19 protein-coding genes and 1 tRNA gene are annotated in these 21,901 nt (G+C 71.5%); 11 read left to right on the top strand and 9 right to left on the bottom strand.

Annotation, left to right across the window (positions count from 1 at the left end):
- Positions 1-37: 37 nt before the first annotated feature.
- Both OOJ98_RS02655 and OOJ98_RS02650 read left to right on the top strand, forming a co-directional pair.
- Positions 38-1,204 carry a glycosyltransferase family 39 protein gene (locus tag OOJ98_RS02655; protein WP_267052978.1) on the top strand — a complete coding sequence of 389 codons (1,167 nt, stop codon included), beginning with the start codon at positions 38-40 and terminating at the stop codon, positions 1,202-1,204.
- Positions 1,205-1,352: 148 nt separating this feature from the next.
- Positions 1,353-1,844, top strand: a complete 492-nt coding sequence (locus OOJ98_RS02650; protein WP_267052977.1) for an SsgA family sporulation/cell division regulator — start codon at positions 1,353-1,355, stop codon at positions 1,842-1,844.
- Between the two features lie 34 nt (positions 1,845-1,878).
- Here the strand turns inward: OOJ98_RS02650 and OOJ98_RS02645 are convergent, their stop codons facing one another.
- A complete protein-coding gene (locus tag OOJ98_RS02645) occupies positions 1,879-3,246 on the bottom strand; it encodes an FAD-binding oxidoreductase (RefSeq protein WP_267052976.1) in 1,368 nt (455 codons plus the stop codon).
- 98 nt (positions 3,247-3,344) lie between these two features.
- Here OOJ98_RS02645 and OOJ98_RS02640 point away from each other — a divergent pair, with 98 nt between their 5' ends.
- Positions 3,345-5,012, top strand: coding sequence for a lipopolysaccharide assembly protein LapB (locus OOJ98_RS02640; RefSeq protein ID WP_267052975.1), 1,668 nt, complete (start codon positions 3,345-3,347; stop codon positions 5,010-5,012).
- A 167-nt stretch (positions 5,013-5,179) separates the two neighbouring features.
- On the opposite strand, the gene hppD is transcribed toward OOJ98_RS02640, so the two are convergent.
- Positions 5,180-6,322 carry a 4-hydroxyphenylpyruvate dioxygenase gene (gene hppD / locus OOJ98_RS02635; protein WP_267052974.1) on the bottom strand — a complete coding sequence of 381 codons (1,143 nt, stop codon included), beginning with the start codon at positions 6,320-6,322 and terminating at the stop codon, positions 5,180-5,182.
- Between the two features lie 122 nt (positions 6,323-6,444).
- Between hppD and OOJ98_RS02630 the strand changes: the two genes are divergently transcribed.
- From OOJ98_RS02630 to OOJ98_RS02600, 7 genes are all read left to right on the top strand, one after another.
- On the top strand, positions 6,445-6,930 hold the full coding sequence (locus OOJ98_RS02630; RefSeq protein WP_267052973.1) for an Lrp/AsnC family transcriptional regulator: 486 nt from the start codon (positions 6,445-6,447) through the stop codon (positions 6,928-6,930).
- Between the two features lie 24 nt (positions 6,931-6,954).
- Positions 6,955-7,602 carry an ABC transporter permease gene (locus OOJ98_RS02625; RefSeq protein WP_267052972.1) on the top strand — a complete coding sequence of 216 codons (648 nt, stop codon included), beginning with the start codon at positions 6,955-6,957 and terminating at the stop codon, positions 7,600-7,602.
- A gap of 37 nt (positions 7,603-7,639) precedes the next feature.
- Positions 7,640-8,908 carry a betaine/proline/choline family ABC transporter ATP-binding protein gene (locus OOJ98_RS02620; RefSeq protein ID WP_267055483.1) on the top strand — a complete coding sequence of 423 codons (1,269 nt, stop codon included), beginning with the start codon at positions 7,640-7,642 and terminating at the stop codon, positions 8,906-8,908.
- Positions 8,905-9,777: an ABC transporter permease gene (locus OOJ98_RS02615; RefSeq protein ID WP_267052971.1), complete on the top strand. Its 873-nt coding sequence runs from the start codon at positions 8,905-8,907 to the stop codon at positions 9,775-9,777. Before OOJ98_RS02620 ends, OOJ98_RS02615 begins: the two co-directional genes overlap by 4 nt.
- Positions 9,777-10,802, top strand: a complete 1,026-nt coding sequence (locus tag OOJ98_RS02610) for a glycine betaine ABC transporter substrate-binding protein (protein ID WP_267052970.1) — start codon at positions 9,777-9,779, stop codon at positions 10,800-10,802. The genes OOJ98_RS02615 and OOJ98_RS02610 overlap by 1 nt, the downstream gene beginning before the upstream one ends.
- Before the next feature lie 69 nt (positions 10,803-10,871).
- Positions 10,872-11,480 (top strand): transcriptional regulator, encoded by a 609-nt coding sequence (locus tag OOJ98_RS02605; RefSeq protein WP_267052969.1) that lies wholly within the window; start codon positions 10,872-10,874, stop codon positions 11,478-11,480.
- 65 nt (positions 11,481-11,545) lie between these two features.
- Positions 11,546-11,725, top strand: coding sequence for a hypothetical protein (locus OOJ98_RS02600; protein ID WP_267052968.1), 180 nt, complete (start codon positions 11,546-11,548; stop codon positions 11,723-11,725).
- A gap of 9 nt (positions 11,726-11,734) precedes the next feature.
- Here OOJ98_RS02600 and OOJ98_RS02595 read toward each other — a convergent pair whose 3' ends face one another.
- From OOJ98_RS02595 to OOJ98_RS02580, 4 genes are all read right to left on the bottom strand, one after another.
- Positions 11,735-12,523 (bottom strand): S16 family serine protease, encoded by a 789-nt coding sequence (locus tag OOJ98_RS02595; RefSeq protein ID WP_267052967.1) that lies wholly within the window; start codon positions 12,521-12,523, stop codon positions 11,735-11,737.
- A gap of 71 nt (positions 12,524-12,594) precedes the next feature.
- Positions 12,595-13,239 (bottom strand): IclR family transcriptional regulator, encoded by a 645-nt coding sequence (locus OOJ98_RS02590; protein WP_267052966.1) that lies wholly within the window; start codon positions 13,237-13,239, stop codon positions 12,595-12,597.
- Between the two features lie 514 nt (positions 13,240-13,753).
- Entirely contained in the window at positions 13,754-15,538 is a 1,785-nt protein-coding gene (locus OOJ98_RS02585) for a DEAD/DEAH box helicase (protein ID WP_267052965.1), read from the bottom strand.
- 529 nt (positions 15,539-16,067) lie between these two features.
- Positions 16,068-17,507: an MFS transporter gene (locus OOJ98_RS02580; protein ID WP_267052964.1), complete on the bottom strand. Its 1,440-nt coding sequence runs from the start codon at positions 17,505-17,507 to the stop codon at positions 16,068-16,070.
- 194 nt (positions 17,508-17,701) lie between these two features.
- Here OOJ98_RS02580 and OOJ98_RS02575 point away from each other — a divergent pair.
- Positions 17,702-17,776, top strand: a tRNA-Cys gene (locus OOJ98_RS02575).
- A 13-nt stretch (positions 17,777-17,789) separates the two neighbouring features.
- On the opposite strand, the gene OOJ98_RS02570 is transcribed toward OOJ98_RS02575, so the two are convergent.
- The 3 genes from OOJ98_RS02570 to OOJ98_RS02560 form a co-directional block, all read right to left on the bottom strand.
- Positions 17,790-18,122, bottom strand: a complete 333-nt coding sequence (locus tag OOJ98_RS02570; protein WP_267052963.1) for a hypothetical protein — start codon at positions 18,120-18,122, stop codon at positions 17,790-17,792.
- Between the two features lie 236 nt (positions 18,123-18,358).
- Entirely contained in the window at positions 18,359-20,674 is a 2,316-nt protein-coding gene (locus OOJ98_RS02565) for a DUF6571 family protein (RefSeq protein WP_267052962.1), read from the bottom strand.
- 20 nt (positions 20,675-20,694) lie between these two features.
- Positions 20,695-21,153 (bottom strand): hypothetical protein, encoded by a 459-nt coding sequence (locus OOJ98_RS02560; RefSeq protein WP_267052961.1) that lies wholly within the window; start codon positions 21,151-21,153, stop codon positions 20,695-20,697.
- Positions 21,154-21,901: the final 748 nt, after the last annotated feature.

Genomic DNA, 21,901 nt, shown 5'->3' with positions numbered 1-21,901 from the left:
TGCGCCCGGCCCTGCCGGTGAGGAAAGTGGGTGAGCGATGCACGTGGGGTCCGTCCTGACCGGCCACGACACCCCGGTGAACGCCCCCGAGGCCTCGGCTCCCGTGCTCCGGCGGGCGTGGACGGCGGTCGCGGCCTTCGCGGCGGTCCGCGCGCTCGGCGTGCTGGTCCTCGCGGTGTGGCCGCGTGCCAACGGCGCCGGCGCCCACGAACTGCTCTCGGCGCGCTGGGACTCGCTCTGGTACGTACGGGTCGCCGAGTCGGGCTACGACTTCACGCTGACCGCGCCGGACGGCCGGGTCCTGTCCGACCAGGCGTTCTTCCCGTTGCTCCCCTGGCTGGAGCGGGCCGTCGGCGCGGTGAGCCCGCTCGGCCCCGGCGATGCGGGGCTCCTGGTGAGCGGGGTCGCGGGGCCGCTCGCCGCATGGGGCATGTACCTGATCGGCCATCACCTCCACGGGCACCGGGCGGGGCTCCTCCTGGTGGCGCTGTGGGCCGCGGTGCCGGTCGGGATCGTCCAGTCGATGGCGTACAGCGAGGCCCTGTTCGTGGCGCTCGCCGCGTGGGCCCTGTACGCGGTGGCCCGGCGGCGCTGGATCGAGGCCGGACTCCTGGCGTCGCTCGCGGGGCTCACCCGGCCGGTGGGACTCGCGGTCGCGGCGGCGCTGTGGGCGGGCGCCGCGGTGGAGGCGCGCCGCACCCGGCACATCGGGACGCGGATGCTCGCCGGGGTGGTGCTCGCGCCGCTCGGCGCGGCCGGTTTCATCCTGTGGGTGGGGCTGCGGCGCGGCGGTCCGCTCGCCTATCTGGAGGTGCAGGCCGAGTGGGGAAACGGCTTCGACGGGGGGCTGGCGTACGCGAAGTTCATCGTGGCGCACCTGGGCGGCTGGCCCGTCGTGCTGGCCGGTCTCGGCCTGATCGTGGGCACGGCGCTCGCGCTGTGGGCGTACGGAGTCTGCGTGCGGCAGCGCCAGCCGCTGCCGCTGCTCGTCTACACCGGCATCGTGGTGGCGCTCGCGCTGTGCTCCTCGGGCTACTTCGGCTCGAAGCCCCGGCTGCTGCTTCCGGCGTTCCCGCTGCTGCTGCCGGTGGCGCTCGCGCTGTCGCGGGTGCGGGCGGCGCGTGCGGCGTCGGTGGTGGCCGCGCTCGCGCTCGGCTCCGCGGTGTACGGGGCGACCTGGCTGAGCGGCTCGGGCCCGCCGTAGCCGGCGGCCCCCTCGCCCGCCCCGCGCCCGGCGCTCCCCCGGCCCGCGAAAAAACTTTCCCGAAGTCGCGTCATGACCGCCGCCGGACGCGCTCTCATCCGGTACGGCCCGCTCGTGGGCCCCGTACCGAGAAGAGACGAGGAACCCCATGCACACCGTGGTGGAGCGCGAACTGGAGCTCAAGCTGGTGCTGTCGCCGGAGCGCAGCATCCCCGTGCCGGCCCGGCTCACCTACCGTGCGGACGATCCGTACGCCGTGCACATCGCCTTCCACATCGGCTCCGACACCCCCGTGAACTGGACCTTCGCGCGGGAGCTGCTGGTCGAGGGGGTGTTCCGGCCGTGCGGCCACGGCGATGTGCGGATCTGGCCGACGAAGGTCGAGGGCCGCAGCGTGGTCCTGATGGCGCTCAGTTCGCCGGACGGCGACGCCCTCCTGGAGGCGCCCGCCGTGCCGGTCTCGGCGTGGCTCGAACGCACGCTGCGGGTGGTGGTGCCGGGCTCGGAGACCGAGCAGCTCGGCATCGACGACGGCCTCGCCGAGCTGCTTTCGGCCACCTCCGGCCGGGGCCGCGCCGACGAGCTGTGGCTGCGCGACCCCTGGCCCCGCGACGAGTCCCGCCCGGAGGAGGGGGTGTGAGGGGGCGGGCGAGGGGAGCGGTGCGGGGGCGCGGTCAGAACAGCTTGCCGGGGTTGAGCAGACCCAGCGGGTCGAAGGCGTGCTTGACGGCGCGCTGCATCTCGACGCCGACCGGACCGAGTTCGCGGGCCAGCCACTCCTTCTTCAGGACGCCGACGCCGTGTTCGCCGGTGATGGTGCCGCCGAGCGCCAGGCCGAGCGCCATGATCTCGTCGAACGATTCGCGGGCGCGCCGCGACTCGTCCTCGTCGGCGGCGTCGAAGCAGACGACGGGATGGGTGTTGCCGTCGCCCGCGTGGGCGCAGACCCCGATGGTGAGGCCGTACTTGGCGGCGATCGCCGAGGTGCCGTCCAGCATCGCGGCGAGCCGGGAGCGCGGCACGCACACGTCGTCGATCATCGTGGCCGACTTGATGGTCTCCAGGGCCGTGAGCGACAACCGCCTCGCCTGGAGCAGGAGTTCGGACTCGGCGACGTCCTCGGCGGGCACGACGTCGGTGGCGCCCGCGGCGGTGCACAGGGCGCCGACGGCGGCGAGGTCGGCGGCCGCGTGGGGCGTGTCGAACGCGGCGAGCAGCAGCGCCTCGGTGGTCTCGGGCAGGCCCATGTTCGCCATGCGGTTGACGGCCTGGATGGTGGTGCGGTCCATGAGTTCGAGCAGGGACGGGGTGTGGCCGCGCTCCATGATCGCGACGACGGCGTCGCAGGCGGCCGCGGCCGAGCCGAACTCGGCGGCGAGCGCGAGCTGCGGCGGCGGCGCGGGCCGCAGCGCGAGGACCGCCTTGACAACGATGCCGAGGCTTCCTTCGGAGCCGACGAAGAGCCGGGTCAGGTCGTATCCCGCGACGCCCTTGGCGGTGCGCCGCCCGGTGCTCATGAGGCGCCCGTCCGCGAGGACGACCTCGAGGCCGAGTACGTACTCGGCGGTCACCCCGTACTTCACACAGCACAGGCCGCCGGAGGCGGTGCCGATGTTCCCGCCGATGGTGCACATCTCCCAGCTGGACGGGTCCGGCGGGTAGTAGAGCCCGTGTTCGTGGACGGCGCGCGACAGTGCGGCGTTGACGACGCCGGGTTCGACGACCGCGACCCGGTCGACCGGGCTGATCTCCAGGATGCGGTCCATCTTGACCAGCGACAGGACGATGCAGCCGTCGCTGGCGTTGGCCGCGCCGGAGAGTCCGGTGCGCGCGCCCTGCGGCACGACGGGCACCCGCAGCGCGGTGGCCGTGCGCATCACGTGCTGGACCTGCTCGACGGTGCGGGGCAGCACCACCACCGCCGGGCTCCCCGCCGTGCAGAAGCTCGCCATGTCGTGGGCGTAGGAGCCGGTGATGTCGGGGTCGGTGACGACGGCGTCAGTCGGGAGGCCCTCACGCAGCCGTTCGAGAAGATCGTCCATGGTCTCAGCCTGGCACCCGGGGCCATCGGTGTGAACCCTTTCCCCGGTCGGTCGGGCGGGGCGGGGTGGGCTCTTCGTATTGACGCACAGTGAACGCCATGGAGATCGCTAAGACCGAACAGGATCCGGACGCGGCCCGGCGGGCGGCCTGGCTCTCGGCGTCGGCCGCGGCGCAGCGGCGGACCGTGCGGCGGACGGGGCCGCGGCCGGTCCTGCGGCGGGCCGTCGTGGTGGCGCTCGCGGCGGGGGTGCTGGTCGGGGGCGTCCTGCTGATCATGCCGGAGCACCGGGGGCCGAAGGCGCCGCCGCCGGCCCCGGGGCCGGCGGCGCGCGCCCTGACCGCCGTGACCGCGGGCGCGCCGGCCGCGGTGGGCGATCTGACGGCGCTCATCACCGACCGGGCGGCCTGGGTGCGCACGCACCCGAAGGACGAGGCGTCCTGGGCGGTGCTCGGCTCGGCGTATGTGGAGCGCGGCGAGCGGGCCGCGGACCCGTCGTTCTATCCGCGGGCGGAGTGGGCGCTCAAGCGCTCCCTCGAAGTGCGCCCGCAGGACAACCAGGACGCGGAGATCGGGCTCGCGGCCCTCGCCAACGCCCGCCACGACTACGCGGCGGCCCGCACCCTCGCCGAAGGGGTACGGGCCCGCGCGGGCAACCGCTGGACGCTGTACCCGCCGCTGATCGAGGCGTACAACGGGCTCGGCGACGCGAAGGGCGCGGCCAAGGCGGTGGAGCGGCTGCTCGAACTCCGCGACGGGGCGGCCTCGTTGACGCAGGCGGCCGAGGTCTACCGGGCGCACGGCTGGCGCGAGGACGCGTCGGTCGCCGCCGACGAGGCCGTCGCGCACGCCACGTCGCCCGTGCAGAAGGCCGCGGCACTGGTGGCGGCCGGGGACCTCGCCTGGGAGCGGGGCGAGCCGGAGGGCGCCCTCGCGCGGTACGAGGCGGCGCTGCACGCCGACCCCGGCGCCGCCGAGGCGCTCGCGGGCCGGGCCAGGGCCAAGGCGGCGCTCGGCCGCACGGCGGACGCGCAGCGCGACTACCAGGCGGCGATTCTGCGGCTCCCCCGGCCCGAATACGCCCTGGAACTCGGCGAGTTGTACGAGGCGCAGGGTCTGGACGGCGACGCGCGGACCTGGTTCGACAAGCTGCGCGAGCTGGCCGCGCGGGACGGTTCCAACGGGGTGGACGACGCCTTGGTGCTCGGCCGGTTCGAGGCCGACCACGGTGCGGTGCACTCGGCGGTGGACCGGCTCGAAGCGGAGTGGAAGGCGCATCCGAGTCCGGCCGCGGAGGACGCGCTGGGCTGGGCGATGTACCGGGCGGGCGAGACGGAGGAGGCGATGGCGCATGTGCGCAAGGCGACCGACTCCGGGGTGCGCAGCGCGCTGTTCTCCTACCACCAGGCCATGATCGAGCGGGACTTGGGCCAGCCGGGCGCGGCGCGGCGCCACTTGCAGGACGCGCTGCGCACCAACCCGTCCTTCTCGCCGGTGTGGGGGCCGAAGGCGAAGGAGGCGCTCGCGGCGCTCGGCGATCCGCCGGGGGGCGGGCCGCGGGACGTGTACGGCCATGTGGCGGCCGCGGCGCAGGGCGGTGCCGGCTCGGGCGCGGATTCCGGCTCGGGGTCGGGCGGCGGTTCGGGCGGCGGTTCGGGTTCGGGCGGCGGGGGTTCCGCGTCGTCCGGCATGTCGTCCAACCAGGGCACCAAGCACCCCGTGCGGCCACGGCCCGCCAGGCCGGCGAAGCCGTCGCAGCGGCACTGAGGCGCGGCCTTCCCGACGGCGGCGCGCCGGCCACGACGGCGGGCGCACAGGCCGCGGCCCCACGGGTCAGGTCCGTGGGGCCGTGGGACTCATGACGGTAACTCAATTACCGTACGGGCGTGACCAGTTGCAGGTCGGCGGCCGGTCGGCCGCCGGTCGGCGACTGCTCAGAGGTTGCCCCGCCGCTCCTGCTCGCGCTCGATGGCCTCGAACAGGGCCTTGAAGTTGCCCTTGCCGAACCCCATCGAACCGTGTCGCTCGATCATCTCGAAGAAGACGGTGGGGCGGTCCTGGACCGGCTTGGTGAAGATCTGGAGCAGGTAGCCGTCCTCGTCGCGGTCGACCAGGATCTTCAGCTCGCGCAGCGTCTCGACCGGCACCCGGGTCTCGCCGGCCCACTCGCCGAGGGTGTCGTAGTACGAGTCGGGCGTGTCGAGGAACTGCACACCGGCGGCGCGCATGGCGCGTACCGAGGCGACGATGTCGTTGGTGGCGAGCGCGATGTGCTGGACGCCGGGGCCGCCGTAGAACTCCAGGTACTCGTCGATCTGCGACTTCTTCTTGGCGATGGCCGGCTCGTTGAGCGGGAACTTCACCTTGAGGGTGCCGTCGGCGACGACCTTCGACATGAGCGCGGAGTACTCGGTGGCGATGTCGTCGCCCACGAACTCCTTCATGTTGGTGAAGCCCATGACGTTGTTGTAGAACGCCACCCACTCGTTCATCTTGCCGAGTTCGACGTTGCCGACGCAGTGGTCGATCGCCTGGAAGAAGCGCTTCGGGGTCTCCACCATCGGGGCGGCCTCGACGAAGCCCGGCAGGTAGGGGCCGGTGTAGCCGGCGCGCTCGACCAGGGTGTGCCGGGTCTTGCCGTACGTGGCGATCGCGGCGAGGACGACGGTGCCGCGCTCGTCGGTGACCTCGTGCGGCTCCTCGATGCCGGTGGCGCCGTGCTCGGTGGCGTACGCGTACGCGGCCCGCGCGTCCGGCACCTCGATGGCGAGGTCCACCACGCCGTCGCCGTGCTCGGCGACGTGATCGGCGAGGAAGCGGCCGTGGTCGGTGGCCGGCTTGATGACGGAGGTGAGGACGAAGCGGGCGCCGCCGCTGGTCAGCACGTAACTGGCGGTCTCGCGGCTGCCGTTCTCCGGTCCGGAGTAGGCGACCAGCTTCATGCCGAAGGCCGTCGAGTAGTAGTGCGCGGCCTGCTTGGCGTTGCCCACGGCGAAGACGACCGCGTCCATGCCCTTCACCGGGAAGGGGTCGGCCTGCCGCGCGGTTCCGGGGGTCTGATCCAGGGTCTCAGTCATGCGAGGAGAGTCCCTCCGTCCCGCAAGCTGCGCAATAGTTCGCACATTCACTGGTCAATCTGCACAGTGGACGGTCACGATAGGGGGGCGTTCTGTACACGATGACCATCCGGAGGGCGGCCATGGCGATCGATCATCTGGACGGGCGGCTGATCGTGCTGCTCGCCCGCGAGCCCCGCATCGGTGTCCTGGAGGCGTCCCGGCGGCTCGGGGTGGCCCGGGGCACGGTCCAGGCGCGGCTCGACCGGCTTCAGTCGAATGGAGTCATCCGCGGCTTCGGCCCCGACGTCGATCCGGCCGCGCTCGGCTATCCGGTCACCGCCTTCGCCACCCTGGAGATCAAACAGGGCCAGGGGGCCGACGTGCGGGCGCACTTGGCGTCCGTGCCCGAGGTCCTGGAGCTGCACACCACCACCGGCCAGGGCGACATGCTGTGCCGGCTCGTGGCCCGTTCCAACGCCGATCTCCAGCGGGTGATCGACCGGGTTGTCGGTTTTGATGGCATCGTCCGGGCCGCGACGGCGATCGTCATGGAGAACCCGGTCCCGCTGCGGATCATCCCGCTGGTGGAGCAGGCGGGTCAGGACCCCGTGCCCGGCGGTGGCTGACCGGAGACCGACAGGGGTGAGCGCGTGGGCTTCTGGAGCTATCTGTCCAGCAGGCACCAGCAGCTGCTCACCGACGCCTACCAGCACGCGAGCGCGGTGTTCCAGTGCATGGTGATCGCGACGGTGATCGGTGTCGTGATCGGCGTGGCGACCTACCGCAGCGGCTGGGCGGCGGGGCTCGCCATCACCTCCACCTCGACGATCCTCACGATCCCCTCGCTCGCCATGATCGGTCTGCTGATCCCGCTGGTCGGCCTCGGCGTGGCGCCCACCGTCCTCACCCTGACCCTCTACGGGCTGCTGCCGATCGTCCGCAACTCCATCGTGGGCCTGCGCGGTGTCGACCCCTCCCTCGTGGACGCCGCGAAGGGCATCGGGATGTCCCGCGCCGCCAGGCTCCTGCGGGTCGAGCTCCCGCTGGCCTGGCCGCCGATCCTGACCGGGATCCGGGTCTCCACGCAGATGCTGATGGGCATCGCGGCGATCGCCGCGTACGCGTCGGGCCCCGGGCTCGGCAACGAGATCTTCCGCGGCATCGCCTCGCTCGGCAGCGCCAACGCCCTCAACCAGGTGCTCGCGGGCACCCTCGGCATCGTGGTGCTCGCCCTGCTCTTCGACGCGGCGTACGTGCTGATCGGCCGTCTCACCATCCCGAGGGGGATCCGTGTCTGAGCGCCCCGTGTCCGGGCCGTCCGCGTCCGGCGCCTCCCTGCCCGGTACGCCGACGTCCGGCGCGCCCTCGTCCGGGCCGGGCGGCCCCACCTCCGGGGCCTCCATCCACCTGGAGAACCTGACCAAGCGCTATCCGGGCAACGCCACCCCGGCCGTGGACGGCGTCACCATGGAGATCAAGGCGGGCGAGACGGTCATCTTCGTCGGCCCCTCGGGGTGCGGGAAGTCGACCACCCTCAAGATGATCAACCGGCTGATCGAGCCGACCTCGGGCCGCATCCGGATCAACGACGAGGACGTCACCGACATCGACCCGGTGAAGCTGCGCCGCAAGGTCGGGTACGCGATCCAGTCGTCCGGTCTCTTCCCGCACATGACGGTCGCCGAGAACATCGCGCTCGTACCCAGGATGATCGGCTGGTCCAAGGCGAAGGTGCGGGACCGGGTCGAGGAGATGCTCGACCTGGTGGGGCTCGACCCGCGCGAGTTCCACGACCGCTACCCGCGCCAGCTCTCCGGCGGACAGCAGCAACGCGTGGGCGTGGCACGGGCGTTGGCGGCCGATCCGCCGGTGCTCCTGATGGACGAGCCGTTCGGCGCGGTCGACCCGATCACCCGCGACCACCTCCAGGACGAGCTGATCCGTCTCCAGCACGAGCTGCACAAGACGATCGTCTTCGTCACCCACGACTTCGACGAGGCGATCAAACTGGGCGACCGGATCGCGGTGCTGCGCGAGCACTCGCACATCGCCCAGTTCGACACCCCGGAGGCGATCCTCACCAACCCCGCCGACGACTTCGTCTCCGGGTTCGTGGGCGCGGGCGCCGCCCTCAAGCGGCTCAACCTCACGCGCGTACGGGACGTGGAGATGGCCGGATTTCCCACGGTCACCGTCGACGACCCGCTCCAGTCGATCTTCAACAAGCTGCGCAGCGGCCCGCACAACGAACTGCTCATGCTGGACCGCCACAACCGCCCCTACAAGTGGCTCCGGCGCGGCGACCTGATGCGCGCCAAGGGCTCCCTCGCGCGGGCCGGGCAGCTGGTGCACGACACGGTGACGCGGGACGCGACGCTGCACGACGCCCTGGAGGCGGTGCTCACCGACTCCGGCGGGCGGGTCGCGGTGACCGGGCGGCGCGGCGAGTACATCGGCGTCGTCGACATGGAGACGCTGATGACCTCGGTGCACGAGCTCCTGGAGGCCGACCGGCTCGCCGCCATCGAGCACCAGCACGACCTCGCGGAGCTCCGCCACCACCAGACCGAACAGGAGCTGGAGGGCGGTGCGGAGCCGTCATGACGCCTCAGAACCCCGTGCCCGCCGGACGCCCGCCGGGTGAGCACGACGTCAAGGGCCACGCCTTCCGCGACGAGCTGCCCGATCCGCTGATGGAGCCCGAGGAGCAGGCGGGCCCGGTCCCGGGCAGGCCGGTCCGGCGGATCACCTGGCAGAAGCTGGTCCTCCTGCCGGCCGTGCTGGTGGTGGCCCTCGTGATCACGTACATCTGGATCACCCATGTCCATCTGGACGCCATCGCGCGGAACTCCCTCGACAACGGCAACGTCCAGTTGCGTCTGTGGCAGCACGTCAAGCTGACGGCGATTTCGACGTTCTGGGTGCTGATCATCGCGATTCCGCTGGGCATCGCGCTGACCCGGCGCGGGGTGAGCAGGGCGGCCGCGCCGGTCACGGCGCTCGCCAACATCGGGCAGGCCACCCCGGCCATCGGTCTGCTGGCGCTGTTGGTGATCTGGCTCGGCATCGGGCCCGGCACGGCGATCGTGGGCATGGTGATCTACGCGGTCCTGCCGGTGCTCTCCAACACCGTGGCGGGTCTCAAGGCGATCGACCCGCAGCTCGTCGAGGCGGCCCGGGGCATCGGCATGTCGGGGTTCGGCACCCTGGGCAAGGTCGAGCTGCCGCTCGCGGTGCCGCTGATCCTCGCGGGGGTGCGTACGGCGCTCGTCCTGAACGTCGGCACGGCCACGCTCGCCACGTTCGGCGGCGGTGGCGGGCTCGGCGACCTCATCACCTCCGGCATCCAGACCCAGCGCATGCCGGTCCTGATCCTCGGCTCGATCCTGACGGTGGCGCTCGCGCTCTTCGTGGACTGGCTCGCCTCACTGGCCGAACTGGCGCTGACGCCGCGCGGACTGGAGGAGCCGTGATGCGCACGGGAGCCGGGGCGGCCCGGACGGAAGGCGGGGCGGCCCGGCGTCTGCGTACGGCACTGGCAGCCGCCGGCGGCGCCCTGGCGCTGCTGGCCGTGGCGTCGGGCTGCGGGCTCAAGTCCGGTTCGCCGATGGTGGACGACGTGGTGCCCGGCTCGATCGGCACGGGCCTGCCGCTGAAGGGTGCCTCCCTGACGGTGACGTCGAAGAACTTCAGCGAGAACATCATCCTCGGCCAGATGGTCGGCCTGGTCTTCAAGGCGGCGGGCGCGGAGGTCCTCGACCGCACGAACCTGCCCGGGTCGATCAGCGCCCGCGAGGCGATCGTGAAGGGCGACGCCGACGCGATGTACGACTACACGGGCACGGCGTGGATCACCTATCTGGGGCACAGCAAGCCCATCGTCGACCCGCAGGCGCAGTGGCGGGCGGTACGCGACGCCGACCTGGCGCACGGCGTGACCTGGCTGCCCCAGTCGACCCTCGACAACACCTACTCGCTCGGCATCAGCCAGGCCAACAACGCCAAGTACCACCTCAAGACGCTCTCCGACGTGGCCGCGCTCGCGAAGAAGGACCCCTCCGCGGTGACGATCTGCGTGGAGAACGAGTTCGCCTCGCGCGAGGACGGGCTGCCCGGCATGGAGAAGGCGTACGGCATGTCGATCCCCGCGGGCAATATCCAGAAGATGGACGCCGGGATCATCTACACCCAGGTCTCCAAGTCCGACTCGTGTCTCCTCGGCGAGGTGTTCACCACCGACGGCCGCATCCAGGCGATGCACCTGGCGACGGTCCAGGACGACCGGCACTTCTTCCCCAACTACAACGCGGCGCCGGTGCTGCACAGCAAGACGTACGCCAAGTACCCGGCGATCGCAGGGCTGTTGGACCCGTTGAGCGCGAAACTGACGACGCAGGTGGCCCGGGAGCTGAACGCGAAGGTCGACGTGGACGGCGAGGACCCGCACGACGTCGCCCTCGCGTGGCTGGTGCGGGAGGGGTTCATCAAGAAGGGCTGAGGACCCGCACAAAGAACTCGTTGCAAAGAAAGCGTTGCAACGTTCTCTTTGCATAGCTATCTTTGGACCATGCCCGAGAACAAGCGGTCCGACGTCCCGCCCCTGGAGAACGCGAGCGGGGAGCGCATCCTCGACGCCCGCTCCCTGCGCGGCCTCGCCCACCCGCTGCGGATGCGCATCCTGAAGTCGCTGCGGCACGACGGCTCGGCGACCGCCTCCCAGCTCGCCGAGCGGCTGGGCGAGTCGAGCGGCGCCACCAGCTACCACCTGCGCCAGCTGGCCGCGCACGGCTTCGTGGAGGACGACCCGGGGCGCGGCAAGGGCCGCGAGCGCTGGTGGAAGCCGGTGCACAACGGCACGACCTTCGCGGAGGACCTGCACACCAGCAGGGACCCGGAGGTGCGGGGCGCCGCCGACCTCTTCCTGCACGAGGTCGCCACCATCCACACCCAGGAGCTCTCGACGTGGCTCGGGACCAAGCAGGACTGGCCGCAGGCGTGGGCCGCCAGCAGCGACCTGAGCGACTTCACCCTGAACCTGACCCCGGCCCAGCTGCAGGAGCTCAACGACAAGCTGCACGCCGTGGTCGAGCCCTACCGGGCCGTCGCGGCGGAGGCCGAGACCGCCCAGGTCCGCGTGCACCTGCACGCCTTCCCCCGGTCGGCCCCGCCCCGCTGAACCCGCGCCCGGCCCCGTCCCGCGCCACCGCCGCCGAATCCAGCCCCGTAGAAGGGACCTGCGTCATGCACAGCGACGTCCACCACCTGCTGCACCACCTGCGCTCCGCCGACCTGATCGCCGAGGCACGCTCCGCGCTCCCCGGCGAACACCGACTGCGCACTCAAGTCGGCCTGTTCCTCGTCGAGTTGGGAACGCGGATGGCGCGCCAGCAGCCGCCCCGGCGGTCGGTGCGGCTGGTGTGAGGGACGGCGTCAGCAGGACGGGACCGGGGCGCCCTTCTGCAGGGACTGGAGGGCGGAGACCGCGCCCTTCAGCGTCGTCACCGGAATCAGACGCAGCCCCTTGGGCAGCTCCGACTTGGCGTCCGAGCACTCGCCCTTCGGGACGAGGAACACGGTCGCGCCGTCCCGCGCGGCGGCCTGGGTCTTGAGCGCCACGCCGCCGACCGCTCCGACACCGCCGTCGTCCGCGATCGTGCCGGTGCCGGCGATGGTGCGGCCACCGGTGAGGTCGCCGCCCGAACCGTCGCCGTTCAGCTTGTCGATGATGCCGAGCGTGAAGAGCAGGCCCGCGCTCGGGCCGCCGACGTCGGCGAGGTGCAGGTCGATCTTGACCTTGTCGGGGCTGAGGCCGAGATAGCCGAGGGCGGCGACCGACGCGGCGTCCTGCGACTGCTTCATCTCGGCCTGGTTGTGCTCGGAGATGTCCTTCTCGCTGCCGCCGCCGGGATAGACCGAGTCGTGGGGCATCACGGCCCGGTCGGTGCGGAACCAGCCGTCGACGACGTCGGAGATGCCGACGTCCGCGTCGGGTCCCGTCGCCAGGATGGTGGTCATCCGCAGCTGGCCGCTGGTGGGGCGGGTCGGCGCGCCGGTGATGGTGATCACCGGCTTGCCCTCGTCGTTCCCCAGCACGTTCGCGGTCGGCCCCGGCTGCGCCACCGCGAACGGCAGCGGCGCGAAGCAGGCGACGGCGAGCAGCGCGACGACCGGCGCGGCGCCAATGGCGAGGTTGCGGAGGCGGGGGTGACGAGAGAGCACGGCTCCAATCTAGCCGTACGCCCCCGGCCCCCGGCCGCACGCCCCTCGGCCTCCCCCGGGGAGCCCCGTGCTCAGCGCAGCGCGTCGGCGACTTCCTTCGCGGCGTCCACCACGCGCGGGCCGACCCGTTCCGGCACCGCGTCGGCGAGCATCACCACGCCCACGCTGCCCTCTATCCCGGTCACCCCGACCAGCGGGGCGGCGGCTCCGCTCGCGCCGGCTTCGAGCTCGCCGTGGGTGAGGGTGAAGCCGGGCTCGCCGAGGCCGCCGTTCTTCCGGGCCGAGAGGATCGCCCGGCCCGCGGCGCCCTTGTCCAGGGGGTGGCGGAACCCGGCCCGGTAGGCGACGTGGTAGTCCGTCCAGGTCGGCTCGACGACGGCCACGGCGAGCGCGTCCGAACCGTCGACCAGGGTGAGGTGGGCGGTGGCGCCGATGTCCTCGGCGAGCGAGCGCAGCGCGGGCAGCGCCGCCTCACGGACCAGCGGATGCACCTGGCGGCCGAGCCGCAGCACCCCGAGCCCGACCCGGGCGCGGCCGCCCAGGTCACGGCGGACCAGCGTGTGCTGCTCCAGGGTCGCGAGCAGGCGATAGACGACCGTGCGGTTGACGCCGAGTTTGTTGGACAACTCGGTGACCGTCAGACCGTGGTCGGTGTCGGCGAGCAGTTTGAGGACCCGTAGTCCCCGGTCGAGCGTCTGGGAGGTCTCCGCGGTCACGACCCACTCCTTAAGTGGCGAGTCGCGGCGGCACTCTCACGTGGTTCGCCATGCCGGTCCCATCGGCATCGCGCGCAGAGCCCGCCGGCGAGGCCAAGGCACCGGCTGCGCTCCGCGGCGACACTGCCACGGGGCGTTTGCATGGCGGGGACAGTAGCGAGCGGACACCGCTCAGCGGAAGACCTCGTCCAGAATCCGGGCGCGAGCAGAATTCCGATCCGTACGGAATGGACGGAAGGGCCCCGGCGGATGGACAAACAAACACCGGAAACGATGAAATTGGCCCCCGTTTGATCCCCGTTCGATCACCTTCGGGACCTAAGTCCGTATCACCGGGGACCTTGGGCGAGCACCACAGATTTGCCGGGACATTACCGTGGCAGACGTTCGAGGGGCGTCCGTGGGGGCCGGTCCTCGTGCACATCCCGACCCCGCGGGCCTTGCACCCGCGGGGTCGAGCGGGGCCCGGCAACGCACGTGCCGGGCCCCGCTCACTTCTCCCCGCCGCCGCCCGCTACTTCATGCGGGTGGCCCACTCCTGGACCTTCTTGATCCGCTCACGGAGCTGCCCGGCCGAGGCCTCGGCGCTCGGCGGCCCACCGCACACCCGGCGCAGCTCGGTGTGGATGACGCCGTGCGGCTTGCCGCTCTGGTGGACGTACGCGCCGACCATCGTGTTGAGCGACTTACGGAGTTCGAGGAGCTCCTTGTGCGAAACCACGGGCCGCCGCTCGGCGGGCATTTCGAGCAGGTCGGCCTCGTCGGCCGGCTTCTGGCGGCTGTGCGCGATCTGCCGGGCCTGCCGCTTCTGGAGCAGCATCTGCACCTGGTCGGGTTCGAGCAGTCCCGGAATGCCGAGATAGTCCTGCTCCTCCTCGCTCCCCGGGTGGGCCTGCATGCCGAATTCGGCGCCGTTGTACATGACGCGGTCGAAGACGGCGTCGGATTCGAGGGCTTCGAAGGGCAGCATGTCCTGCTCCCCGGTGTCCTCGTCCTCCTGCTTGTTCGCGTCGTCCATTTCCTGCTCGGACTCGGCGTAGGGGTCTTCCTCGCCCTCCTTCTTCGGCTTGTCGAGCACGTGGTCGCGCTCGACCTCCATCTCATTGGCGAAGCCGAGGAGCATCGGAATGGTCGGAAGGAAAACGGAAGCGGTCTCACCGCGCCGGCGGGACCGCACGAAACGGCCGACGGCCTGGGCGAAGAAGAGGGGAGTCGAAATGGTGGTCGCGTACACGCCGACGGCGAGGCGCGGCACGTCGACGCCCTCCGACACCATGCGGACGGCGACCATCCACCGGTCGTCGCTTTCGCTGAATTCGTCGATCCGTTTCGAGGCGCCGGTGTCGTCGGAAAGCACGACGGTCGCCTTCGTGCCGGTGATCTCGCGGATCAGCTTGGCGTAGGCGCGGGCGGAGTCCTGGTCGGAGGCGATGACGAGCGCGCCGGCGTCCGGGATGGCCTTGCGGACCTCGGTCAGCCGCCGGTCGGCGGCGCGCAGCACATTGGGCATCCAGTCGCCGCGCGCGTCGAGCGCGGTGCGCCAGGCCTGCGAGATGGCGTCCTTGGTCATGGGCTCGCCGAGCCGGGCCGCGATCTCGTCGCCCGCCTTGGTGCGCCAGCGCATGTTGCCGCTGTAGCTCATGAATATGACCGGCCGCACGACACCGTCGGCGAGCGCGTTGCCGTAGCCGTAGGTGTAGTCGGCGGAGGAACGCCGGATCCCGTCGTTGCCCTCCTCGTACGTCACGAACGGGATCGGGTTGGTGTCCGAGCGGAACGGGGTGCCGGTGAGCGCGAGCCGCCGGGTGGCGGGATCGAACGCCTCCAGGCACGCCTCGCCCCACGACTTGGAGTCTCCGGCGTGGTGGATCTCGTCCAGGATCACCAGCGTCTTGCGCTGCTCGCACCGGTTGCGGTGCAGCATCGGGCGGACGCCCACACCGGCGTACGTGACGGCCACGCCGTGGTACTCGCGGTTCAGCGGACCCGCGCTGTAGTCCGGGTCGAGCTTGATGCCGACGCGGGCGGCCGCGTCGGCCCACTGCTTCTTCAGGTGCTCGGTGGGCGCGACGACGGTGATCTGCTGCACCACGTGGTGGTGGAGCAGCCACGACGCGAGCGTCAGCGCGAACGTCGTCTTGCCGGCGCCGGGCGTCGCGACGGCGAGGAAGTCGCGCGGCTGCTCCTGGACATACCTCTCCAGGGCGCCCTGCTGCCAGGCACGCAGCTTGTTGGCGGTACCCCAGGGGGCACGGCCGGGGAAGGCGGGTGAGAGGTGGTGGGAGGCGGTAGTAGTCACGGTCTCCGGTTCGGGGCTCTCGGTGTACGGGTTCGGGGCTCTCGGTGTACGGGATCTCGGGCGCTTACGTACGACAACCGGGCCACCTTACCGGCGCGGGGCGGCGGGGCCGGGGTGCGGCGGGGTGGCGGGGCGGGGTTGAGACCTGGCTCACAGGGGGGTGGGGAGGGGTCTGCGCGGGGCGCGGGCAGGGTCCGCAGCCGTAGGCGGGGTTGCCTGGTGCTCTGCCCCAGACCCCGGTTCGCGCCTTGAGGGCGCTCGTCCTCAAACGCCGGACGGGCTGGGTACGCCCATGCTGGGCATGCCGCCGAGTTCAGCCCACCTGGGGGCGCGGGGAACTGCGCGAGACGCGGGCACGGTCCGCAGACGAAAGCGGGGTCGCCCGGGGCTCCGCCCCAGACCCCGAACGCGCCTGAACGGCGCTCGTCCTCAAACGCCGGACGGGCTGAGGATGCGCATGCTGCCCGGCATCGAGCAGTCAGGGGCGCGGGGAACTGCGCGGGACACGCCCACGCGGGACGGGGCCGGGCTACCTGACCCGGGTCGCCACCCACGCCCCGCCGGCCGCCACGACCGCCATCGGCAGGAACACCATCAGGAACGCCCCCGGGTGCGACCCGGTGACCCCCGCGACCGCCCCGCCCCCGAGCGCCGCGAACCCCGCGCCGCCCGCCGCGAGGAGCAGCACGTTGGACAGCCCGTCCGATATCTGGAGCGCCGCGGAGTTCGCCCCCGCCTCGTGCGGCGCCGAGAGCTTGAGGAGCAGCACGCTCGTCGAGGTGATGACCATGCCCATGCCGAAGCACCCCACGCCCCACGCGACGGCCACCACCCACACCGGCACCGCCGCGACCAGCACGCTCGGCGCCGCCACGATCGCGAGGGCGACCTGGACCATCCCGGCCACCATGAGCCGCTCCCGGTGCGCCTCCATCCGGGGCCGCGCCTGGACGTACGAACCCAGCGCCCACGTCGCCCCGCCGACGGCGAGCGAGAGCCCGGCCATCGTCGGCGTCAGGCCGCGCTGCGTGACGAGCATCAGCGGCACGAAGGACTCCGCCGCGATGAACGACCCCGCCGCGATCCCGCGCAGCAGCACCACCGACGGCAGCCCCCGCGCCGCCCGCCACGTGCCGTGCGGCAGCAGGGCCCGCCGTCCGGTGACGGCCGGCCCGAGCAGCGCGACGCCCGCCACGAGCGGCAGCACGGACAGCCACCTCAGGTCCTGACCCGCGTACTGGAGCAGCCCCGCGCCGACCGAGATGCTCAACGCCAGCTTGATCCGGCGCCGGTCGAAGGGCTCGACGGGTGCGGAGGGGTCGGCGGGGCCGGACGCCATCCGCCGCGTCGCGGGCAGCGCGAGCGCCAGCGGGAAGACCACAAGCACCGGGATGCCGATGAACACCCAGCGCCAGCCCAGCTGTTCGGTGACCGTCCCCGCGACGAGCGGCCCGACCACCGACGGCACGACCCAGCCCGCCGCGAACGCCGCCATGATCGTCGGCTGGAGCCGGGCGGGGTAGGCCCGCCCCATGACGACGTACAGCGCGACGATCACCAGCCCGCCGCCGAGCCCCTGTACCGCGCGGCCGGCGATGAACGTCCACATGTTCACCGCGGTCCCGGACAGCAGCAGCCCCGCCGCGAACCCGCTGATGCCGAGGCCGAGCGCCCCGAGCGGTCCGCGCCGGTCGGCCCACTGCCCCGCGACGACCATCCCGAACAGGCTCGTCGTGAAGTAGGCGGAGAAGGCGAACGCGTACAGCGACACCCCGTCGAGCTCCCGCGCCGCGACGGGCATCGCCGTCCCTACGGCGGTCGCCTCGAACGCGATGAGCAGGACGACGGTGATGATCCCGAAGCTCAGCGCCCGCCGCTCCCGCCCGAGAATCCCGCCCTCGTCGACGTCCCCGGTGCCCTGAGGGGAAAGGTCGACGAGTCCGGCATCGGACGGTTCAAGCGTGCTCATCCGCACACAGTAAGGGGCATGCGCGCCCCTGGCCCCTGTCGAAAGACGGATCCCGCCCTGGTCCGATGGACGTAGGCCGCGGGTCCCTTCATGAACCCCTGTGAACGCCACATGGCAGTCACATTGCACCCCCCGCCGACCCCTTCCCCGCCCGGCACCCCCGCCCCTACGGTCATCACAACGCACCAACACCTGGCCGTGTGCCCGAGTGGCCCAGGGACTCGCCTGCAAAGCGAGGTACGCGGGTTCAATTCCCGCCACGGCCTCCAACAGTTTTATGCGCTACGCAGTGCTGCACTGCAGCTTCTGCTTCACGAACTGGACGTATTGCCGCAGGAGCGCAGGCGCGGTGGTCCTGACGATCTCGTCGTTAGGGGCGTGCTCCACGACAATCGCCATGGAGACGTACTTCATTGCCGCGCTCAGCGTGGAGCTTCGTGGCAGGCCGGGGCGCTCGCACAGCATGACGGCGTCGGCTCCGTCGCGGAAAAGAAACCCTTCGTCGCCTACATCAATGGGAGTCGTCGGATCCGTGCCGCTCCAGTGGTCCCAGGCTGTCCCCTTGCCGGTACTCCTCACCTCCGCCCAGGCCAGAAAGCCCTCCTTCTGATCCACGAAGACCCGGCAGGCCCTGCTGCTGTGGACAGAGACCAAGTCGAAGTCAGGTCCGGACGTGGACAGTTGAGCCTCATCTCCTGTGGGTAGGAGCGGCACGACCTGTTCGCCACGGAACGCCCCCCAACACAGGCTCTGCGGAATATTCGGCACAGCCGGTTCCTGCGAACAACCGCTCAGAGCCATCAGCAATAGTCCAACTGTTGCGGCAGCCCTCACCCGGCCCCCGACCCGCATCACTTCTTGCCCCCTCGGGGCGCAGCGGTCGTGGCGGCGGCATGCCCGTCCGCGTAGGCATTGGCAATGCTGGTGGACGCGGTCCCTGCGTATTCGGCGATGTCGCGCTGCCCCAGGCCCGCGCTGCGTCCGGCGCTGTGCACCGCGTTCGCGGCAGCTTTCTTGGCGCCCGACTCCGCGTTCAAGTAGCCGTCCGTGGCCTCCTTGCCCGCCTTATCCGACGAGTCCTGTTGAGCCTCGTCCACCAGGCGTTCGGAGATGTCCTCCTTCAGCCACTCGACCGCGTCGCCGGCCGGCAGCAGTTCGATGTACTTGCCGCCGAACGAGTCGATGATCCGGTTCGTCCACTTGGACTTGTCCTCGATCGCCTTGTTGAATTCCTCGTCCTCGGCGGCGTGCTTCTCCCAGACGGCCTCCACCCGCGCCTCGGCCATCATTCCGGCGATCAGCCCGCCCGGGTGAACAGCGTTTCGCACTGCCTCGCCCACATCGTGGCCGTGGAGCTCGGGGTGCGCGAAGACATCTCGTACCAGGAGTGTCGTATAAGCCTGTTGTGCATTGGTGATCGCGCCGTACGCCCCTGGATCCTGAGCCACTGCGGCCAGGAAGCGGCCGACGTTGCCCATTTTGAATTCGGCAAGCACCCCGAACGGCTTCGCCTGCTGGGCGCCGTTCTCCGAGATGGCCTGGAGATCCGGCATGTACTCCGCCGCCATGTCCCCAAAGTGCCCCACAAGTCCCGAAAGCTTTCCCGGGGTTCCGTCGTCGCCTTCCTTGACCAGGCCGGGGTCCGAGCCGATTTTCTCGACTACCTTCTCCATCACATGGGACATCGCCGCCGTGTGCTGCACCGGCTTCGCGTCCGTGTCGCCCGGGGTGCGGCCCGTTACCGCGGCTTCCAGGGCGTTGCCCATGGCGGACTGGAAGGGGGTCGAGGCGGCGCCGGTGCCTCGGGGGGTGTCGTACCAGTCGTCGGCCGGGTCCTTGTCCAGCAGGTAGTCGACCATGCCGAGCGATGACGACACGCCCTTGTCGTCCTTGACCGTGACCGGCTTGTCGTCCTTGGTGATGATGCCGTTGCCGTCGGAGTCCTGCCGCACCGGCTCGTTGAAGAACTCCGATGCCACCTGCGGGTTGTTGCTCATCGCCGTCATCAGGCCGGTGAGGGGGTCGAAGCCGCGGCCGCCGTCCTTGTCCAGGTTGAAGGCCATCGCGTTGTTGTACGGCATGGCCTGCTGGAACGCCTTGGGGTTCTGGTGCTCGAAGCCCACCATGTCGCGGGCGACGGGCAGCAGGAACTCCCTGTCGTACGTGCCGTGCCGCAGCAGCGCGCCGAGCGCCTGGTAGCCGTACACCTTGGTGGTCACGCCGGCGAAGCGGCTGACGTCCATCGGCTTGCGGCCGGCCCGCATCAGGTCGAGGGTCCAGTTCGCGTCGAGGTGGCCCGGGGTGCGGGGGTTGGTGGCGAGGCCGAGCATCGGGCCCATGTCGTCCTGGATGCGCAGGACGGACGCGGCTCGGTCCGCGCCGGCCGGGCCGAGGCCCGTCGCGTCGAGGGAGAGCCGGGAGTAGAACTCCAGGGTGCCCTCGGCGCCCATGCGCCGGTAGAAGGACGTGGCGAACCCCGGCTCGCCGCGATGGTCGTCCATCAGCTCCTGGAGCTGCTTGAGCGCCTCCACGTTGCGGGCGGTGCCGCCCGGCCCCGTGACCTTCTTCGCGAGGTCGGCGGCGCGCGCGGCCTCCTCGTCGGCGAGGCTCGCGTACTTGGGCGCGGAGAAGTCGTGGGCGTCGGTGACGTTGCCGCTCAGCGCGAGCCGCAGCGACTCGTCCGCGTCGGCGCACGTCTCGACGGCCGCGGTGACCCGCTTCTGCCACGCCTCGATGGCGCTGGTCTGCTTTTCCAGCGCCTGCGGGTAGTCGGGGTCGTGCCGGGCCGCGACGTCGTCCTGAAGGGGGTGGCGGGCGGTGACGGTGCCGGACGCGTCGATCGCGATGCCGCTCCTGCCGGCCTCGTCCACGATCGACTGGAGCTCGTCCTTGGCCTTCTTGAAGGCGCCGTAGCCGTCGAGGAGCACCTGGTGGACGCCGGCCGCCTCCTTGGCGGCGTCGTCGAACTCCTTGGCCGTACGGGTGATGAAGTCGCGCGTGACGCCCGCGTTCACCCCGGCCCACGAGGCCCGCTCCGCGTGGGCCCGCATTCCGTCGTGCGCCTCGCCGGCGAGCCTTCTGAGCCGGGTCGCCATCTCCGACCAGTCGTCGACGGCCGTCTTCACCTTGTCCACCGGCGCGTTGAGGACATCCGCGTACGTCAGCATGAACGTGTTTCCCCTCGGCGCTACTTGAGGTATCCGCTGATGACGGAGACCTGGGCGAGTGCGCCGAGCACCTCGGCGTCGTCCTTGGTGTGCTGGGCGACCGAGTAGTCGAGGTGGTTGGAGATCTGCGCGCAGGCGTCCTTCAGCGTGGAGAACTGGCTTTGCCACAGGTCGTGGACCTTCATCAGGGCGTCGCCGCTGGTGAAGTTGTCCGCGCTGAGGGCACGCGCCGCCTCGAAGGTGGACTGGCGGGCGTGGTCGCCGTCGACCCGCAGGGCGTCGTACAGCTTGTAGGCGTCACCGCCCACCACTCCGAGGTCGTCGGCGTGCGCCACGAGGTCGGCGCCGCGGGTGCTGGCCGTGTCGGGCGTACCGCCCGTACCGGCCGTACCGGCGGTGCTGCCCGGGTCCCCCGGCACCTGGTTCAGTCTCATGGCGACGTTGGTGTGCGACCGGCGCCATTCGTCCTCGAAACCCATGCCAACTCCCCGTGCGGGCCAGATCTTTACCGATCGCATACCCTACGGAGCTTGTGCGGTGGGCGCCATGGGTATCCGGACAGATACCCCGTAGGGGGGGCTGGGGCAGAGCCCCGGCAACCCCGGCTGCCATCTGCGGACCGTGCCCGCGTCCCGCGCAGTTCCCCGCGCCCCCAGCGGGATCCATGCCGGGCAACGTCGGCATACCCAGCCCGTCCGGCGATTGAGGACGAGCGCCGTTGAGGCGCGACCGGGGTCTGGGGCGGAGCCCCAGGCAACCCGCTTTCGGGTGCGGACCGTGCCCGCTTCTCGCGCAGTTCCCCGCGCCCCCAGCGGGATCCATGCCGGGCAACGTCGGCATACCCAGCCCGTCCGGCGATTGAGGACGAGCGCCGTTGAGGCGCGACCGGGGTCTGGGGCGGAGCCCCGGGCAACCCGCTTACGGCTGCGGACCGTGCCCGCGTCTCGCGCAGTTCCCCGCGCCCCCAGCGGGATCCATGCCGGGCAGCGCGAACATCCCCAGCCCGTCCGGCGATTGAGGACGAGCGCCCTCAAGGCGCGAACGGGGTCTGGGGCGGAGCCCCGGGCAACCCGCCTACGGCTGCGGACCGTGCCCGCGTCCCGCGCAGTTCCCCGCGCCCCCAGCGGAATAGGTGCCGCCCGGCATGCACACAGCCAGCCCGTCCGGCGATTGAGGACGAGGGTCGTCCAGGGCCGAAACGGGGTCTGGGGCGGAGCCCCGGGCAAC

This window comes from Streptomyces sp. NBC_00083, assembly GCF_026343295.1.
GTDB lineage: Bacteria > Actinomycetota > Actinomycetes > Streptomycetales > Streptomycetaceae > Streptomyces.
The sequence above is the reverse complement of the archived record's forward strand: the minus strand, read 5'-3'. Positions and strand labels throughout refer to the sequence as shown.

What these genes read in the sequence shown, in the direction of transcription:
- OOJ98_RS02655 (WP_267052978.1), top strand. Translation starts at nt 38, where the DNA reads ATGCACGTGGGGTCCGTCCTGACCGGCCACGACACCCCGGTGAACGCC.
- OOJ98_RS02650 (WP_267052977.1), top strand. Translation starts at nt 1,353, where the DNA reads ATGCACACCGTGGTGGAGCGCGAACTGGAGCTCAAGCTGGTGCTGTCG.
- OOJ98_RS02645 (WP_267052976.1), bottom strand. Translation starts at nt 3,246, where the DNA reads ATGGACGATCTTCTCGAACGGCTGCGTGAGGGCCTCCCGACTGACGCC.
- OOJ98_RS02640 (WP_267052975.1), top strand. Translation starts at nt 3,345, where the DNA reads ATGGAGATCGCTAAGACCGAACAGGATCCGGACGCGGCCCGGCGGGCG.
- hppD (WP_267052974.1), bottom strand. Translation starts at nt 6,322, where the DNA reads ATGACTGAGACCCTGGATCAGACCCCCGGAACCGCGCGGCAGGCCGAC.
- OOJ98_RS02630 (WP_267052973.1), top strand. Translation starts at nt 6,445, where the DNA reads ATGGCGATCGATCATCTGGACGGGCGGCTGATCGTGCTGCTCGCCCGC.
- OOJ98_RS02615 (WP_267052971.1), top strand. Translation starts at nt 8,905, where the DNA reads ATGACGCCTCAGAACCCCGTGCCCGCCGGACGCCCGCCGGGTGAGCAC.
- OOJ98_RS02610 (WP_267052970.1), top strand. Translation starts at nt 9,777, where the DNA reads ATGCGCACGGGAGCCGGGGCGGCCCGGACGGAAGGCGGGGCGGCCCGG.
- OOJ98_RS02605 (WP_267052969.1), top strand. Translation starts at nt 10,872, where the DNA reads ATGCCCGAGAACAAGCGGTCCGACGTCCCGCCCCTGGAGAACGCGAGC.
- OOJ98_RS02600 (WP_267052968.1), top strand. Translation starts at nt 11,546, where the DNA reads ATGCACAGCGACGTCCACCACCTGCTGCACCACCTGCGCTCCGCCGAC.
- OOJ98_RS02580 (WP_267052964.1), bottom strand. Translation starts at nt 17,507, where the DNA reads ATGAGCACGCTTGAACCGTCCGATGCCGGACTCGTCGACCTTTCCCCT.
- OOJ98_RS02565 (WP_267052962.1), bottom strand. Translation starts at nt 20,674, where the DNA reads ATGCTGACGTACGCGGATGTCCTCAACGCGCCGGTGGACAAGGTGAAG.
- OOJ98_RS02560 (WP_267052961.1), bottom strand. Translation starts at nt 21,153, where the DNA reads ATGGGTTTCGAGGACGAATGGCGCCGGTCGCACACCAACGTCGCCATG.